This is a genomic window from Rhizobium jaguaris, from assembly GCF_003627755.1.
In the GTDB taxonomy this organism is placed as follows: Bacteria; Pseudomonadota; Alphaproteobacteria; order Rhizobiales; family Rhizobiaceae; genus Rhizobium; species Rhizobium jaguaris.
Window position 1 is genome coordinate 156563 of sequence record NZ_CP032694.1, and the last position, 15938, is coordinate 172500.

Sequence of the window (15938 nt, forward strand, 5' to 3'; positions counted from 1 at the left end):
CTTATTGCCCGAGAATGACGTCGAGAAGCGAGGAGCGGTGCCGCCGTACGGTCGCCGTCGTCGGACCGGGATCGCCGATGTCGGCAGGCGGAATATCGCCGGTATCGTAAGAGTTCGCGCTGTAGGGATTGCTGTTGTCGGCGAGGCCCGCGGGCGGCAGATCTTCAGGATCGTCGTTCGCCGCGGCCTGATTGACCGGTTGTTGCTGCTGGATCGGTTGCTGCGCCGGCCGTTGCTGGATTATCGGCTGGCCCTGCTGCTGCACCGCCTGCCCGTTGTTGCCGCCGCCGATCGCACCGGAGATGATGGCGCCGATCGTTGTCGGCTGTTCTGCATTCGGCGCGGATGCTGCCACCGGCACGCCATTGTCGATGATCTGGCCGCCGCCGAAGATCGGGGTCGGCGTCAGGCCCTTATGGGCGGCGACCATGAATTCCTTCCAAGCCTTGGCCGGCAGCCCGCCGCCGGTCACCTTCTTCATCGATTTGCCGTCGTCATTGCCGAACCAGACGCCGGTGGTCAGATGGCTGGTGAACCCAACGAACAGCGCATCACGGAAGGATTGCGTCGTACCGGTCTTGCCGGCGGCCTGCCAGCCGGGAATGCGCGCAGCCTTGCCGGTGCCGAAGTTGAGGGTTCCGGTCATCATTGCATTCATGTTGGTGACGACATCAGGGTTCAGTACCCGCGGCGGATTGTCGAAATTCGCCTGGTAGAGCACCTTGCCGGACGCGGTCGTCACTTTGGTGATGACGTGCGGCGTCGCCTTGTAGCCGCCGTTCATGAAGGAGGCATAGGCCGAGGTCAGCTCCAGCAGCGAGACCTCCGATGTGCCGAGCGCGATCGAGGCGTTGGCCTGCAGGTCGGATTCGATGCCGAGGCGATGCGCGACCTTGACTACCTGTTCCGGTCCGACTTCGGCCGCGAGCTGGGCGGCGATCGTGTTCAGCGAATGGGCCAAGGCTGTGGCGAGCGTCACCGGTCCGCTATATTTCTGCTCGTAGTTCTCCGGTGCCCAATTGCCGATCTTCACCGGCGCATCGTTGCGAATCGAGTTCGGCGTCAGGCCCGTCTCCAGAGCGGCGGTATAGACGAAAGGCTTGAAGGCAGAGCCCGGCTGGCGCTTGGCCGTGACGGCGCGGTTGAACTGGCTCTGCGCATAATCTCGGCCGCCGACCAGCGCGCGGATGGCGCCTGTCGCGTCTACGGAGACGAGCGAAGCCTGCGAAGCATTGAGTTTCTTGCCGTCCTTGGCGAGCACGTCATTCAGCGCCTGTTCGGCTTTCTGTTCCAGCGGCATGTCGATCGTGGTGTCGACGGTCAGATCTTCTTTGACGTCGCCGCCAATCAGGCCGGGAAGCTGGTCCATGACCATGTCCGCGACATAGTTCTGCGCGCCGCTCCAATAGCTCTTCGACCGCGTCGGCGGCTGCGACATCGCGGTCTTGATGTCGGCCTCGCTGATGAAGCCCTGGTCACGCATCGCCTGCAGCACGAGCTGGGCGCGAGCCTCGGCAGCGGCCGGATCGCGGGCCGGCGACAGCTTCGACGGCGCTTTGACGAGGCCGGCGAGCATCGCCGCTTCGCCAAGATTCACATCACGGGCCGATTTGTTGAAATAGCGCTGCGCCGCCGCCTCGACGCCGTAGGCGTTCGCGCCGAAGTAGACGCGGTTCAGGTACATCGCCAGGATCTGGTCCTTGGTGTACTTATGCTCCAGCCATATGGCGAGCAGCACTTCCTGCACCTTGCGCTCCAGCGTGCGCTCCGGCGACAGGAAGAGGTTCTTGGCGAGCTGCTGTGTCAGCGTCGAGCCGCCCTGAACGGCATGGCCAGTCAGCACGTTCGTCACGACCGCACGGCCGAGGCCGATCGGATCGAAGCCGAAATGGGAATAGAAGCGACGGTCCTCGATGGCGATGATCGCCTCGGGAATATAGGGAGACATGTCGTTCAACGTCAAAGCCTCGCCGCCGGTCGCGCCGCGATTGGCGATGACGCTGCCGTCGAGATCGGCGATCTTGACGTTCGGCGGCCGAGCGGGAATGGCCCAGGTGCTGGCATTCGGCATGCGCGATCCGTAATAGACCACGAGGCCTGCAGCGCCGATGCCAGCCCAGATGCAGAGCACGATGCTCCAATAGATCACCGAACGGACGAATCCGAAGAAGCCGCCGCCGCGCGCGCGCCGTGGCTGCTTGCGCCGGCTTTTGGAGCGGCGTGGTCTGTCCTGCTGGGGATCCTCGCCGCCGCGCCCGGAAGAGCGCCCGCCGCCGGCAATCCGTTCGCTGGCGCTGAATCCATCATCGCTGCGTTCCTTACCGCTTGAAAAGGAGGGCTCTATCCTCTGGGGAGATCTGCTTTTGCCTGCCATTGCGGACCGGTCGTACCCCCGATGGTTCCGTATTCCAATATCTGATGCCGGCCACCGCGCGCCCGCGCGCGTCGCCTGGGCGTCAAAGCCCCGGTGAACTGTAAATGCGGCGATTTAAGGAGGGATTAAATTTTAGTTTGCCCCCCGCTTGAAGGCGCTTTGAAGTCGTCTTGCGATGAACAAAAGAAGGAGAACTGATCTCCAGGGTGGAACGCCACGGGCGCGATGCTTAAACGGGAACCTAAAGGCGTATTTGGTGTTGTTCCTATCAAGTACGCTAAGCCACTGTCTTGGACGGATCGTCGCCCCATATAGGCTTAGTTCGCGGAGCGGCATTGTGGATCAAGTTTCCCGCCATCCAATCAGATGGCGGGCCTTTTTCACCTTCTCCGAAACCTGACCGGCCGCCCTTATTTTCGTTGCGTGACGGGAGGATTTAGCATGGCGCAGCAATGGTGGAGCGAGGATGTCACGATAGAGAGCCGGATTGTCGGCAGATACGTCACGATCAACAGCACCGAAAGAGCGGCCGAATACATGCTCGACGAGTGGCCGGCAGAGCAACGCGGCGAAGCTTTCGACGCTGCTAAACAAGCATTGATCGACGCTCACGAAGGAACGGTTTCAGTCGACTATGCGCTTCGCGCTTTTGTGGCCGCCGCCGAAGGGGCAGAGATATTTTTCTATAAAAGCCCGCGATAAAGACGGCCGCGTGCAGCGCTGACAAGGCCGGCTAGTTGGCGCTCATTGCGTATTCCCTGCTGAAACAGTCTAATGATGACTGCGGCCAATTGCTCGGCCTCTGCGCTATCTTTGTCGATATTCAACTGGAACAAACTGGTATCAAATGCGCGCTGACAGATATCCAGGTCCAATGAATCCAACGGCTGATTGTGCGTACTCACATATTTTCGGAGCATCGGCTTTTCCTCCTCCCAGGCAGCAACGACGGTGCAGGTCTGCGCCGTAACTTTGCGCGCGCTCGCAAGCCTGCAAATCACAGGCTGCGAGCGACAACCGGTGCATGCTTACGGATAAATGTCCGCCAGGACGTAGAAGGCTTGGCGATCGCGAAGGCCGCTGGCATAACCATCCAGCATCGGCTTCGCTAGTTCGTCGGCTGTGGAGCTGGTTTGTACGATTCCGCGACGTTCGCACGCCTCTTCAAAGATAATGCGTATCTCGGAAAGGGCCGACGGTATCGTTGTGGGGTGTCGGGGGGGCCTGATCATGACATGCCCCTTTCAGATTTGGGGCGAGAACAGATCATCGTCTCTCAGCCGTTGCCGCCCGTATAGAATGGGCAACGATCAGAAATGATACGCTTGCGGTAGGGCCTTAGCAAACCGATTCGCGGGTCGTTGCAACGACTGGATTTTTGAGTTGGATACTCTCGGTCGGCCATATCCAAAACCATCCGTTCACACCGATGCTCGAAATATCCGGCGGGCCTCTCATTTGCGTCAGCGACGGCTGGGCAAAAAATCAATCTTTTGGCGACAAGGATGGGCTTAAAACGCCGTTAACCGACCGCAGTGGCAACATTCGTCCATCCATGGTAGAGTTGTTGAAGGAACTTTTCTCCCTTTCGTGCATTGTCTCATCACAAAAATAAGGGGCGAGCAGATGAGTTCACATATTAACATCGAGAAAGTCGGTGAGAATAAGCTGCGGGAAGTCTGGAGTGTCGAGGATTTCGTGCGGCGCCATCGGATTTGCAAGGAGGAGGAAGCCCGGCTGAAAAAGCTGTTCGGCGACTTCGCCACCAAGCAGGAATTGTTATCGAACGCGCAGAGGCCGTCGCAGTTTCGCTAAGGCGAGGTGGCCAGGCCGGACGTGACGTTCATCGTAGGACCGCGGCGACCAGTTGGTGCGCCGCCGGGAGGCCTCGCCATGTGGAAGCGCTTTGAATTATGGCTGATCAATCAGCTTGATCGGATTTTCGGACTGGAAAGGCTCGCTCGCCGCGCCGGCTTCTCAGCCGATGATGCGAAGCGGATCGCGCGGGAGAAATAAGAGCTCTCGGTGACCTGCATAAGGAGTCTTCGAACGGCTCAAAAGATCTGTTGGCCATATTACCGCACATCTTTCTGAAACGCCGCGCGATCTCCATCGCAGAAGGCGTGCCGACCGGCCGCGGATCTGTCTTCCAGCTTCCGGTTATTAAGATCGCAGTCGGCGGACTGCTTCCTGGGCCATTTTTCCCAAGGTCAAATGTCCATATCCGCGAGAAAATGACATTTGCTGCAGCCCTGTCGGAACCTTACGACCACTGGAAACTTACTCCTTATGTGACTTTCAAACGCGCCGGCTGCCTCGTTCGGCCGGCGGTTTACCCTCTTTGGGTTGTTTCGGTTCTATGGGCGGTCTCTGCAATGTTGCATATTTTCGAATGCTCTGATCGAGGTTATAGTGACGTTGTGTGATCGTCTTGGCGGACGGTCCCAAGCGGGTGGTAGCGCGTGAGGAGGAGTATTCATGCGACATATCAAATGGAGCAATCCGATCGAGATCGGTTTCGCTCATGGCAGTTCTCAGACGGTGACCGGCCCTTCCGAGGCGCTGAATTGCATGGCCAATCTCTGGCCCGATCGGCGCGGTCCACTTTACGTGGCTGCGAGAAGCGTTTGCCGAGCTGCGATCGACGGACGGAAATCCGCTGAAGAAGCCCGTGAAATGTTCATTTCGGCGACGCGCGAGGCGCATTTGAAAACCCATTGAGGCAGCGCGGCGCTTTGACGCCGCCTGATCGCCCAAGCCTGCCGAACCGGCGGATGCGGGGCGCCTTCGCGCAACCCCAAAAGGCGCGTTCCTCCCTATACTATTGATCCCGGTTTCGCGGCGGTATTCCTAATCGACAGCGGTTTCCAAGCATAAGTGCACAATGCAGAAGGCCAGCGACTTGGGTCGCTGGCCTAATCATTTGACTGCCGTGCAGTCGACTACCGGTTGAAGCCTCTAGGCGTCATACGGCAATCAGGTTGGGAATCCGGGCAGGGGTCGACATGGTCAGGGCTGTATGGCCCTGGCGAACCGGCATTCGGCCGTGGATTATTCTGCCCCTGTTGTAGTTGCGGCTGTGGTTGCCGCGGCTGTTGTTGTTGCTGCTGTGGCTGTTGTTGCTGGGGCGGCGGACGGCGTTGCTGATCACCCTGGCGGTTGTTGTCGCGCCGACGATCCTGACCGTTGCCCCAGTCCTGGTTATTGTCCTGTTGCCCGCCCCAGTCGCGATTGCGATCCCGTTGCCGGCGCCAGTCTTCGTTATTCTGCTGGTCGCCCCAGTCGCGGTTGCGGTACGGGCGGCGATCCCAGTTGCCATCCGGTTCGTTGTTCCAATAGGGGTCGCGATAGGGGCGTCGGTCCCAATTCGCATCCGGACGGTTGTAACCCCAGCCCGGCCCACGCCGCCAACGGTCGCGGTCGCGGTAAAAGTCACGGCCGCGATAATAACGATCCCAGTAGTCGTCGAGGTTGAAGGTGACGGTCGGAATGCCGAGCGGCCGGTAATATTGCGGGCCAACGTAGATGCGGCGCGATTGATAGGTTGCCTGGATGTACTGACCGGCAACCCAGCCGCGGCCACCAAAGAAGGAGACGTCGCACCAGGGCGTCTCGTTCAGGCAGCCATTGATCTGCAGCGGCGTGCCGATCGGGATCATGGTCACCGCCGGATATTGCGTGCTCGGGCCAGACCGCATGTTGACGTTGGCGGTGGCAAAACCCTCTGCGGCTTCCGCAATCGCCGGGATCGCAACGAATGCGGTCAGTATGATGGCGGCAAGAAGCTTACGTTTCATAAATGCTCTCCCTTTGCGCGCCGCCGGCATGACATGACGCCCGGCGGCTGCGCTGATTGCTGTCGCCCACTTACCTGACATATCCGGCAAGGGACGGGCGGTGCGGTTACAGGACCCGGCATACCGTTTCCAGTTTCGATAAGATGAAAAATAGCGCATCCGCGGGATTTGGTAGGATCCAGCGCCCATTCTTGCAATCTTTTCAGCAGTTTTACGAGAATTTGCATGAATGCAGGTTGAACGGATACCGGCAAAACCCTCAAAACTAGCCGAAATTTTTAGGAAGACTTGCTTATTATATTGGGGTTACTGCGGTTTTAGTGGGCGCACCCGCTATGAACTGGTTGAGGAAAAAACTGTGGCGGCCTTGAATTCGCCGTACTGCCTCCCGATATACACCGCAGTCATGCAGTCGGAGAATGATTGGCGCGCTTTATAGCGAGCCCTTTTTATTCCCAGGAGATTGCGGAAGTGGCGTTGACCAAGTGTTAACCTTTCGCGACCAATCTGGCTGCAGTATCCGCCTTGCCTTTGACCACGGATGTACTGGCACTGATGCGAGACGGATGACGAAAGGCCGGTTTACTCCGGCCTTTTTGTTTATCGACTGTCAGGTGGCGTGCTTTGCGGAAGCGGAGCGCGCCATTTTTAGTTTGACCCCGTTTTGTCCTGGCCAAAGAAAAACCGCCGCAGGTGACTGCGGCGGTTTCACAGGAAGAAGCGCCCGGCAGAGCCGGGCGGTGTCCTTTAGTTGGCGGCCTTCTTGGCGGCGACCTTGACGACCTTGGCCGGCTTTTCGGCGACTTTCGCCTTTTCGGCCGGAACGTAACCGGCGCCAATGTTGACGTTCAGAGAGATATAGTCGATAGCGCTCTGCGAGACGGCCTGGGCAAGGCTGTTCTGCGCATCCGAAACGTTGCGCTGTGCGTCGAGAACGTCGAGCAGCGAGGAGGCGCCGTCCTTGTAGCTTGCCGTCGAGAGTTCGAGGGCTTCCTGATAGGACTTTACCTGCGCGCGCAGTGCGGCAACCGTCTGAGCATCGCGGCTGACGGCCGACAGGGCGTTTTCGACCTGCTCGACACCGGACAGCACGGTCTGCTTCCAGGCGATATACTCTTCGCGGCTCGTGGATTCGGCGATCTTCACATTAGCCCGCAGCGTGCCACCGTCGAAGATCGGCAGTGACAAGGCCGGACCGAACGACCAGGTCGTCAGGCTGCCGCTAATGGAGTTCGTGTGTATGTAGGACGGCGAGATCGCACCGCTGAGCGTGATCGTCGGGAAGAGCTTCGCTTCTGCTACACCGATCTGAGCAGTCGCAGCAGCGAGGTTACGTTCCGCGACACGAATGTCGGGTCGGTTGCGGATGAGGTCGGCCGGGACGCCCGTGTCGACACGGCCCCGGAATACCGGCTGGGGACCGCCGCCCTGCAACTGAGCGATAATGGTCTGCGACGGCACGGCGAGCAGCGTTGCAATATGATGCACCGCCTGACGGTAGGCGATTTCGAGGCTCGGAATTGTCGAAAGCGTCTGGTTGACGAGACCTTCGGCCTGGACGACGTCGAGGCGGGAAGCAGCACCGGCATCGAGCTGGAACTTGGTCAACGCAAGCGTCTCGCGGCGAGACTTCAGGTTGTCCTGCGCGATAGAAATGCGGGCCTGATAGAGGCGGACATTGACATAGCTGGTGGCCAGATCCTGCAGGAAGGCCAGGCGCTGGACGTCGACGGTGGAGTAGGCCGCGTCAAGCGATGCATTGGCGCTTTCCGTTGCACGGCGGTATTGGCCCCAGAGGTCGAGCAGCCATGACGCCGTGAGATCGCCGCTGGTGGTGTTTCGCGTTTCGGTTTCCGTGCGTAGCTTACCCTTCTCGCCGCTGGTCGTATTAGCGCCTGAGGCAAGGAGGCTCGGCAATCCGCCGGCGCCAGCCGTGACGACTTGGGCCTGCGCCTGATTGATGCGCTCCAGCGACTGCTGGATAGTAAGGTTTTCAGCAAGTCCTTGCACAGCCAACGCGTTCAGCTTTTTGTCGCCGAAAGCGGTCCACCATTGCGAACCGGAGACGTCGCCGTTGACCTTCGTACCGCCCTCCGAGAACTTGGCCGCGAGCGGCATTTCCGGTGGCTTATGATCGGGGCCGCTGACGCAACCTGCCAAAAGAAGCAGCAGGGCGGGGGCGGCAGTACGAATGGATACCATCACATTATCCCACAATTCAATTTACATGATCACTATCTTATGGGGTCAACGTGACCCCATATGTGTCGGTGCTCCTGTCTACGCATTACCAACTAACGACCCGAAGCAGTCGGCGCCAATCTAGCAACGAGTTTTGCAATAGCACAGTGCCTTTTGCGATTTCTCGCGGCAGAACACGTGTGGGATCATGACAAATAGAGGGGTTTCAGTAAAAAAATTATAAAGTGTTGCAAAAAACATACCCTCCCTCATGCTACTTAAAGCAGTAGGTGCCCAACGATTCGAAATCCGGCGCAACTTGAGAGCGGTCATCCAGCACAGTAGCATGAGCTGAATGAACCAATCGGACGGTTTCCTATGGGAAATAGTGGGAGAGGCTTGCGCGAACCCGGTCGCGCGGTGTTGCACCGCGGTCGTCGGGAACGAAAGGCGTAGCGGTGATCGCTTCGTAAGCGCGGATGTACACCTTCGAGGTCTGTTCGATCAGATCGAGCGGAATTTCGGGTATCTCGTCCTTATAAGGATCGCACCGCTCGGTCACCCAGGCGCGGACGAAATCCTTGTCGAAACTTGCGGGGCGCGCGCCCTTTTCGAAGCTGTCTTGGTAACTGTCAGCCAACCAGTAGCGGCTGCTGTCCGGGGTGTGAATTTCGTCGGCGAGGATGATAGCGCCGTTTTCATCGGTGCCGAACTCATATTTGGTGTCGACGAGGATCAATCCCCGTGTGCGGGCAATCTCCTGGCCACGCGCGAACAAAGCCAGCGCATAATCCGACAATGTCTGCCATTGCTCCTTCGTCAACAGCCGGCGCTCGATGATCTCAGCCGGCGTCAGCGGTTCGTCGTGGCCGCCATCGAATTCCTTGCTGGTCGGGGTGATGATCGGCGTCGGTAGGATCTGGTTGTCGCGCATGCCGTCCGGCAGCGTGATGCCGTACATCTCGCGTTGACCCTTCTTATAAAGTGTCAGGATCGATGTGCCCGTCGTGCCGGCGAGATAGCCGCGCACCACAATTTCGACCGGCAGGATGTTCAGCCGCTTGCCGACGACGACATTTGGATCGGGATAGGCGATGACGTGATTTGGGCAGATGTCCTTCGTCGCCTCGAACCAGTAACGCGCCGTCTGCGTCAGTACCTGGCCCTTGTAGGGAATGCAGGTGAGAATGCGATCGAAGGCGCTCAGCCGATCGGTGCTGATGATGATGCGGCTGCCATCCGGCAGGTCATAATTCTCGCGCACCTTGCCGCGGTAATAATTGGGCAGTTCCGGGAAATAGGCTTCGGAGAGAATTCGCAACATAGTCACCAGCAGGCTCGTGCACCCGCCCGACGGATGCTTCATGTTTGGACCCTTAGCGCATAACGCCGAAAATCGGAATCGATTTTCGGGCGGGCTTATGCGTCGTGCATTAAGAGCGGCTGCGCTCTTAAATCCAGAACCAGCCGATCAAGGCCAGCGCTACACCGTAGCTGACGGTGGTCAACAGCCAGCCGGCGCGCAGGAAATCGATGAAACGATAGCTGCCGATGCTCATGGTCAGCGTATTGTTGTGATGACCGAACGGGGTGATGAAGTCGAGCGACGCGCCGGCCGCCACGGCAATCAAATAGGCATTGGCGGAATGCCCGGCCTTGGCGGCCAGTTCGAAGGCGATCGGCGTCAGCACGATGGCGACAGTGGCGTTGTTGACGAAGGGAGTGATCGCCATCGCCAGGAACAGAATGAGCGCGACGCCGAAACCTGGTCGTTCGATCGGCACGATAGTGCCGAGCCCGCCCGCCAGCATCTCCGCCGTCCCGGATGTCGCCACTGCCGTGCCGAGCGGGATCATCGCCGCCAGCATGATGATGATCGGCCAGTTGAGATCGGCGATCGCGGCGCGGAGGTTGATGAAATTCAATAGCGCCATTGCCAGAATGACGCCGGCAAAAGCGATCTCGGGGCGAAGTAGGCCGGTGGCGGCGGCGAGCACGCCGCAGGCAAAAAGCAGCAGCGGCCAGAGAGAGCGCAATGGCGGCGTATGATCGTGACTTGCGGCCAGCGGCAGGCATTCGCATTCCTCCAGCGCCTCGGCGATCGCGTGCCTCGGCCCCTCCAGCTTGAGGATATCGCCGATCGAAAGAGCAAGATCGTCGAATCGGCCTTCGATGCGCGGCGAGCGCATGGAAAGCCCGATAATGGCGATCCCGCGTGAGCGAAAAACGTCGAGCGATTCGATGTGCGAACCGATCAGCGTGCTTTGCGGCATGACGACCGCTTCGCTGCGGATGAGATCGGATCCATAGGGGTCGGAATCGGATTCGAGTGTCAGCACGCCTTTTGCCGATAGCCTGTCGAACATCACGTCCGAACCTTCGGCTAGCAGAATATCGCCAGCCTCTATCACGACGCCTTTGGCGGCGGAGACGAAACGGCTACCGCGGATCAGGGCGTGCGGCTGGATGCCGAAAGCCCGGCGGCAATCCGCCAGTCCTTGACCGATCAATGGCGAGCCATGTGGTACCCGGCGTTCCGCAATCATCTGCCGGTCCATGACCAGTCCCGGTGCCGCATCCTCCTCCCCTGATCTGGGAAACAGCCGCCGGACGGTTGCGGCGATCAGAATCACGCCGACCACGGCGACCGGCAAGCCGACATAGGCGAAATCGAAGAAATGGAAGCCGCGTCCGGTAGCTCTGAGCAGGGCGTCGCTGACCAGAAGGTTGGCCGGCGTGCCGATCAGCGATACCAATCCGCCGAGAAGAGCCGAAAAGGAAATCGGGATCAGCAGCTGACGCCGCGGAATGGCGGTGACATCGGCGATGCGCAGCGCCACCGGCAGCGCAATGGCATAGGCGCCAATATTGTTCATGAAGATAGAGATGAAGGCCGTCAGCCCGGAAAGCGCTCCGATGATGACAAAGGACGGCGGGTCTGCGGCAAGCAGGCGGTCCACCAGCGCGCCGAAAAGCTGCGCCCGCGCCAGGACCTGCACGATCAGCAGGATTTCGATGACGGTGATCACCACCGGGCTCGCGAGGCCGGAAAAGACTCCCTCCGCCGGATAAAGACCAAGCACGTATCCGGCGAGCACTCCGGCGATCGAAACGACCTCGATCCGGAAGCGGCCAAGACAAAACAGCGCCAGCATCAGGCCCAGAAGGATCAGCAGGGATGCTTGTTCGAACGTCATGGGCGGGTCCCGGAGATTCGCCAGGACCTAGAATGAACCAGCCTGCCGGTCCTGTACAGCCCCGGCGCCGAACTGCCGTCAGCCAGGCCTGTGCCAGCGGCCGTTTTCGCCTCTTTCGAGAATCGGCGTCGAAAACACGCCGACGATCCGCTCGCTCCATGGCTTGCCGGTGGCATCGACCCGCTGCCGCCATCGTTCGGATTGCAGCATCGCCGCCCCGATCACCACAGGTTCGATGCCGCATGCGGTCAAAAGCTCCAGGCCGGAGACGATCGAGGCGCCGCTCGAGATCACGTCGTCGATCAGCGCCACCCGTTTTCCTTGCAGGAGCGGCAGCATGCGCGGATCGACATAGAGCCTTTTTTCCTGGTTCGGCGTGGTGATGGAGGAAAGCGAAACCGACAGATCCTCGCGATACCAGAATTTGCGCGAGGTGCCGAGCGGAACATAACGCTGGTGGCCCAGCACTCGGGCGACCACACTTGCCAGCGTCAATCCAAGCGTCGGCAATCCGGCGACGACATCGACGTCATACGCGGCGATGCGCGCGGCCAGCGCTTCGGCCAATGCCTCCTGCACGGAAAAACTTGCCTGATTGATGATCAGTGACGCTAGCGCTTGGTCGCCATCGGCCAGCACGCGGATCGGCAGGCGCAATTGCCGCCCGTCTGGCAGTTCCGCTACATAGAAATCGCCGAACTCGCCTGTTGTGCAGAAGCTTTGCGGCGGATGAACCTCCTGCCAGAAATCATGAGGCTGCATTGCGTCCCGCCTTTAGTCCATTTCGTCCATTCTTTTCCATTCCCGCGCGGCGGTTAAGCCCGAGGATCTCAGCCTCCGTCAGCGCCCGGACCGCACCTTTCGGAAGATCGCCGAGTGTGATGCTGCCGAAGGCGATGCGCACCAGCCGCAGGCATTCGATGTCGAGCACCTCCAGCATCCGCCGGATTTGCCGGTTGCGCCCTTCCTTGAGCTCGACTTCGATCCAGCCGTTGCGGTCGCCGCTGCGCAGCAGGCGGGCGGAGGTCGCTGTCAGAAGCTCGCCGTCGTCGACGATCCCGCGTTCCATGCGATGCAGGAGTTCCTGGTCCATGATACGGTTGACCTGGACGTGATAGATCTTGCCGACATGTGTAACCGGATCGAGCAGCGCCTGCGCCATTACCGTGTCATTGGTGAAGAGAAGCAGCCCTTCGCTTGCCTTGTCCAGCCGCCCGACCGGCGCCAGATGCCGGGCGTCGATATCCCTCAGACAATCGTAGACCGTCGGCCGGCCCTCGGGATCGTCGCGCGTCGTCACCAGCCCACGCGGCTTGTTCAGCATGAACCATAGCTTCTTTTCCGCTGATATCTCGGTGCCATCGACGGCAATCTGCGCCCGGTCGAGATCGATCCAGGCGGCCGGATCGGTGATCTTGCGGCCATCGACCGCAACACGGCCGCTAGCAATCAGCGCTTCGGCCTGGGTGCGCGAGCAATATCCGAGCTTCGACAGCGCCCGCGGCAGCGTCACACGTTTGCCCTCCGTCTCCTGCCGGCCTTTTGTGCCCTTGCTCGATCTCTGCGGTGGATGCCTTTGGCTCACCTGCTGCCTCATCCTTATTCTGACGATGCCAATCCTTTCGCATGAGGAAGGTTGCGAGGCAAATCGCGGCAAAGGGAAACACACAGGACAGACAGGGCCCGCGCTTGTTGACGCGAGCCCTGCCGGCAGTCCGGAGCAGCGATGGGGGTCGGGTGCGGCGACGACGCGGTGGTTGCGGCCGCTCGCTCCGGAGCGGCACCGTAGGGGGCGCCGTCGCGGCAAACCTGCATCGCTTCTGTTGCGGGGATTTTTCAGAACTGCGGAAATTTGTTACAATTTGTAACGCCAGCCGTTTCCCTGTTGTCAAAATTGCCCTTCGCCTCGCATGGATGAGCCATGGTTTCTGCATCGCTTCTTCTGGTCGAGGACGACCGCGAAATTAGAGCGCTCCTGGAGGAGTTTCTGAGCCGCGAGGGTTTTGCCGTCGAGGCCGTCGAAAGTGCGGCCGCCATGGATCGTGCGCTCGCCAGGGTTTTCCTGATCTCATCATTCTCGATCTGATGCTGCCGGGTGAGGATGGTCTTTCGGCCTGCCGCCGTATCCGGGCGCGCAACCAGGTTCCAATATTAATGCTGACGGCGAAGTCGGATGATATCGACCGCATCCTCGGCCTGGAGATGGGCGCTGACGATTATCTCGGCAAACCCTTCAATCCGCGCGAGCTCTTGGCGCGCATCCGCGCCATCCTACGCCGTTCCGGTCCCGAACGCTCCGAGGAGGGCGGCGGTCCGCGGCGGCGCAAGAGTTTTGCGGGCCTGATCGTCGATCTTGACGGACGGGCGATCGAGATCGAAGGCGAGGGCTCGGTGCGCCTGACGACGGCGGAGTTCGATCTGCTCGTCTGCTTTCTCGAGCGGCCGCGCCGTGTGCTGTCGCGCGACCAATTGCTCGACTGGACGCGCGGGCGCGGTGCAGACCCCTTCGATCGCACCATCGATGTCACCGTCTCGCGCCTGCGCACCAAGCTTGCGCATTATTTGCCGGATGGCGCTCAGGTCATCACCACCGTGCGCAATGCCGGCTATCTCCTGACCGTTGACGTAAGGGATGTCTGAGCCATGCTGAAACTCGGTCTCGTTTCCCGCATCATCATGATCGTCGCCGTTGCGCTGTTCATCATCCAGCTTGCCGCCTTTGTTGCTGCCAGCCTGAAACCGGATTTGCCGCTCGGCCATCAGCTGTCGCCGACGATGCAGGTCAAGTCGGCTGTGCGCCTCCTCGATGCCATCCCGTCAGAAGCGCAGGAGAAGGCCGTGCGTGCCTTGAATGCGACCGGTCTGGATCTGCGCCTGGTCGATGCAACGCTGCCGGCGCAAAACGACGATGCGGCCGACCCGGATCTTGGTCGCAGGCTTGCCCATGAGTTTGCCAGCATCGCGCTCGGTGACCGCTATTTCAGCCTGCGCTCGCTCCCCGAACGTCCGCAGGGCTGGTTTTCGGTCGGCGCTCCCGACCGGACGATCGAAGTGTCGATCGGCCTTGCCGGCGGCAAGGTTGCCGTCTTTAGCCTGGCCGATACACCGACGGTGCGGCTGCGTGGTGTCCCCGTCGGCTTCATGGCCGGGCTTCTCGGCGTGCTGGTAGCGGTGATCGCGGTCTGCGCGGTGGCGCGAGAGACCAGGCCGTTGACGCGGTTGTCCCGCACGGTCAATTCTATCGGCAAGGGTCTGCAGCCGATCGAAATTCCGGAACGGGGCGCTTGCGAACTGCGCATGCTGATCCGCGCCATCAACGGCATGCAGTTGCGTATCGCCGCCTTGATCAACAACCGCACCCTGATACTCGGGGCGATCTCCCATGATCTCAGGACCTATCTCACCCGTTTCCGCCTGCGCATGGAGATGATGCCGGATACACCGCATCGCGAGCGGGCGATCGCCGATATCGAGGCGATGCAGCACCTCGTCGAGGAGGCGCTGGGCTTTGCACGCAGCACTGTCGTTTCCGGAGGACGGGATATCGCCGATCTCAATGCCGCTGTTTGCGCGCTTGTCGCCGAGCGCCATGATGGACCGGACGTCATCACGCTTTCGCCGCTGGGAAGAGAATTGGCGGTGACGATTCCGCAGACGGCGCTGGCTCGGGTGCTTGACAATCTGATCGACAATGCACTGCGCTATGGCGGCCGGGCCGATATTTGCATCGAGCGCCGCGGCGATCATGCCGCCGTCATCATCGGTGATCGCGGCCCGGGCATTCCGATGGAGCGGCGCAAGGATGTGCTCGAACCTTTCGTCCGTCTGGAGGAATCGCGCAATCGCGATCTTGGGGGGAGTGGATTAGGATTGACGATCGTCCGGCAGATCCTCGACGCGCATAACGGCGCGCTTTGCCTGGAGGATCGAGACGGTGGTGGGCTCAACGCGATCGTGCTTTTGCCGCTCGCGACGAGCAGTCGGGCTGCCGCCTGACATAGGGCACACCAAAGGGTTCGCGCTGAATGCGCGCCCAGTGCCATCTGTCGCGTTGCCGCTCAATGACGGGTCAGGAAGCGCTTTAATTCCTCCCGGCTCACGACGATGCCCGCGGCGGCCTTTTGCGGGTCCGGATGCGTATAGGTGAAGCTCGGCAGGTCAGGCAGATCCAATGCCTGGCGCATGTTCATGATGCCGAGTGCCCTCCGTCCGGTGGCGCTGTCGACGCTGACTTCGATGATGCTCTCTGGTCTTGTTGTATTCATGCTGTCCTCCCAGCCTTTTTATATAACAGAAATCTAATATAAAGTATTGGCTTTTATGAGATCTCGCCTAGATAAAAAGGTTAGGGACGAGTGCATGCCGAAGCGATTTATTAACCATGAATTG

At 60.1% G+C, this 15938-nt stretch carries 14 protein-coding genes and 1 pseudogene; 6 read left to right on the forward strand and 9 right to left on the reverse strand.

The annotated features are described in order from the left end of the window. Position 1: 1 nt before the first annotated feature. A complete protein-coding gene (locus CCGE525_RS00760; RefSeq protein ID WP_120702618.1) occupies positions 2–2374 on the reverse strand; it encodes a transglycosylase domain-containing protein in 2373 nt (790 codons plus the stop codon). Between the two features lie 441 nt (positions 2375–2815). On the opposite strand from CCGE525_RS00760, the gene CCGE525_RS00765 reads away from it, so the two are divergent. Continuing rightward, the gene (locus CCGE525_RS00765) at positions 2816–3076 is read left to right on the forward strand and encodes a DUF982 domain-containing protein (RefSeq protein ID WP_162950099.1); all 261 of its coding nucleotides are present in this window, start codon (positions 2816–2818) and stop codon (positions 3074–3076) included. Here CCGE525_RS00765 and CCGE525_RS00770 read toward each other — a convergent pair. Continuing rightward, complete coding sequence (locus CCGE525_RS00770) at positions 3058–3294, reverse strand: hypothetical protein (protein WP_120702620.1); 237 nt, start codon at positions 3292–3294, stop codon at positions 3058–3060. The genes CCGE525_RS00765 and CCGE525_RS00770 overlap by 19 nt on opposite strands. Positions 3295–4000: 706 nt before the next feature. On the opposite strand from CCGE525_RS00770, the gene CCGE525_RS00780 reads away from it, so the two are divergent. From CCGE525_RS00780 to CCGE525_RS00785, 3 genes are all read left to right on the forward strand, one after another. Continuing rightward, complete coding sequence (locus tag CCGE525_RS00780; RefSeq protein WP_120702622.1) at positions 4001–4189, forward strand: hypothetical protein; 189 nt, start codon at positions 4001–4003, stop codon at positions 4187–4189. Positions 4190–4267: 78 nt separating this feature from the next. Further along, the gene (locus tag CCGE525_RS39505) at positions 4268–4390 is read left to right on the forward strand and encodes a hypothetical protein (RefSeq protein ID WP_281024639.1); all 123 of its coding nucleotides are present in this window, start codon (positions 4268–4270) and stop codon (positions 4388–4390) included. Positions 4391–4852: 462 nt separating this feature from the next. Then, on the forward strand, positions 4853–5095 hold the full coding sequence (locus CCGE525_RS00785; RefSeq protein WP_120702623.1) for a DUF982 domain-containing protein: 243 nt from the start codon (positions 4853–4855) through the stop codon (positions 5093–5095). Positions 5096–5316: 221 nt separating this feature from the next. On the opposite strand, the gene CCGE525_RS00790 is transcribed toward CCGE525_RS00785, so the two are convergent. From CCGE525_RS00790 to CCGE525_RS00815, 6 genes are all read right to left on the reverse strand, one after another. Continuing rightward, positions 5317–6171 carry an SH3 domain-containing protein gene (locus CCGE525_RS00790; RefSeq protein WP_120702624.1) on the reverse strand — a complete coding sequence of 285 codons (855 nt, stop codon included), beginning with the start codon at positions 6169–6171 and terminating at the stop codon, positions 5317–5319. A gap of 747 nt (positions 6172–6918) precedes the next feature. Next, positions 6919–8373: an efflux transporter outer membrane subunit gene (locus CCGE525_RS00795; RefSeq protein ID WP_120702625.1), complete on the reverse strand. Its 1455-nt coding sequence runs from the start codon at positions 8371–8373 to the stop codon at positions 6919–6921. A gap of 355 nt (positions 8374–8728) precedes the next feature. Further along, positions 8729–9673, reverse strand: coding sequence for a phosphoribosylaminoimidazolesuccinocarboxamide synthase (locus CCGE525_RS00800; RefSeq protein WP_120706180.1), 945 nt, complete (start codon positions 9671–9673; stop codon positions 8729–8731). 130 nt (positions 9674–9803) lie between these two features. Continuing rightward, on the reverse strand, positions 9804–11549 hold the full coding sequence (locus CCGE525_RS00805; RefSeq protein WP_120702626.1) for an SLC13 family permease: 1746 nt from the start codon (positions 11547–11549) through the stop codon (positions 9804–9806). A 78-nt stretch (positions 11550–11627) separates the two neighbouring features. Continuing rightward, a complete protein-coding gene (locus CCGE525_RS00810) occupies positions 11628–12311 on the reverse strand; it encodes a phosphoribosyltransferase (RefSeq protein ID WP_120702627.1) in 684 nt (227 codons plus the stop codon). Beyond that, positions 12298–13134 carry a pseudouridine synthase gene (locus tag CCGE525_RS00815; RefSeq protein WP_120706181.1) on the reverse strand — a complete coding sequence of 279 codons (837 nt, stop codon included), beginning with the start codon at positions 13132–13134 and terminating at the stop codon, positions 12298–12300. The genes CCGE525_RS00810 and CCGE525_RS00815 overlap by 14 nt, the downstream gene beginning before the upstream one ends. A gap of 336 nt (positions 13135–13470) precedes the next feature. Between CCGE525_RS00815 and CCGE525_RS00820 the strand changes: the two are divergent. Further along, positions 13471–14189 (forward strand): annotated as a pseudogene (locus tag CCGE525_RS00820) (response regulator). A gap of 3 nt (positions 14190–14192) precedes the next feature. Next, positions 14193–15545: an ATP-binding protein gene (locus CCGE525_RS00825; RefSeq protein ID WP_120702628.1), complete on the forward strand. Its 1353-nt coding sequence runs from the start codon at positions 14193–14195 to the stop codon at positions 15543–15545. A gap of 62 nt (positions 15546–15607) precedes the next feature. Here CCGE525_RS00825 and CCGE525_RS00830 read toward each other — a convergent pair whose 3' ends face one another. Then, complete coding sequence (locus CCGE525_RS00830; protein ID WP_120702629.1) at positions 15608–15814, reverse strand: hypothetical protein; 207 nt, start codon at positions 15812–15814, stop codon at positions 15608–15610. Positions 15815–15938: the final 124 nt, after the last annotated feature.

Bases quoted from the DNA above. Each gene is read 5' to 3' on its own strand.
- CCGE525_RS00760 (WP_120702618.1), bottom strand. From the start codon at position 2,374: ATGGCAGGCAAAAGCAGATCTCCCCAGAGGATAGAGCCCTCCTTTTCA.
- CCGE525_RS00765 (WP_162950099.1), top strand. From the start codon at position 2,816: ATGGCGCAGCAATGGTGGAGCGAGGATGTCACGATAGAGAGCCGGATT.
- CCGE525_RS00770 (WP_120702620.1), bottom strand. From the start codon at position 3,294: ATGCTCCGAAAATATGTGAGTACGCACAATCAGCCGTTGGATTCATTG.
- CCGE525_RS00780 (WP_120702622.1), top strand. From the start codon at position 4,001: ATGAGTTCACATATTAACATCGAGAAAGTCGGTGAGAATAAGCTGCGG.
- CCGE525_RS39505 (WP_281024639.1), top strand. From the start codon at position 4,268: ATGTGGAAGCGCTTTGAATTATGGCTGATCAATCAGCTTGATCGGATT.
- CCGE525_RS00785 (WP_120702623.1), top strand. From the start codon at position 4,853: ATGCGACATATCAAATGGAGCAATCCGATCGAGATCGGTTTCGCTCAT.
- CCGE525_RS00790 (WP_120702624.1), bottom strand. From the start codon at position 6,171: ATGAAACGTAAGCTTCTTGCCGCCATCATACTGACCGCATTCGTTGCG.
- CCGE525_RS00795 (WP_120702625.1), bottom strand. From the start codon at position 8,373: ATGGTATCCATTCGTACTGCCGCCCCCGCCCTGCTGCTTCTTTTGGCA.
- CCGE525_RS00805 (WP_120702626.1), bottom strand. From the start codon at position 11,549: ATGACGTTCGAACAAGCATCCCTGCTGATCCTTCTGGGCCTGATGCTG.
- CCGE525_RS00810 (WP_120702627.1), bottom strand. From the start codon at position 12,311: ATGCAGCCTCATGATTTCTGGCAGGAGGTTCATCCGCCGCAAAGCTTC.
- CCGE525_RS00825 (WP_120702628.1), top strand. From the start codon at position 14,193: ATGCTGAAACTCGGTCTCGTTTCCCGCATCATCATGATCGTCGCCGTT.
- CCGE525_RS00830 (WP_120702629.1), bottom strand. From the start codon at position 15,814: ATGAATACAACAAGACCAGAGAGCATCATCGAAGTCAGCGTCGACAGC.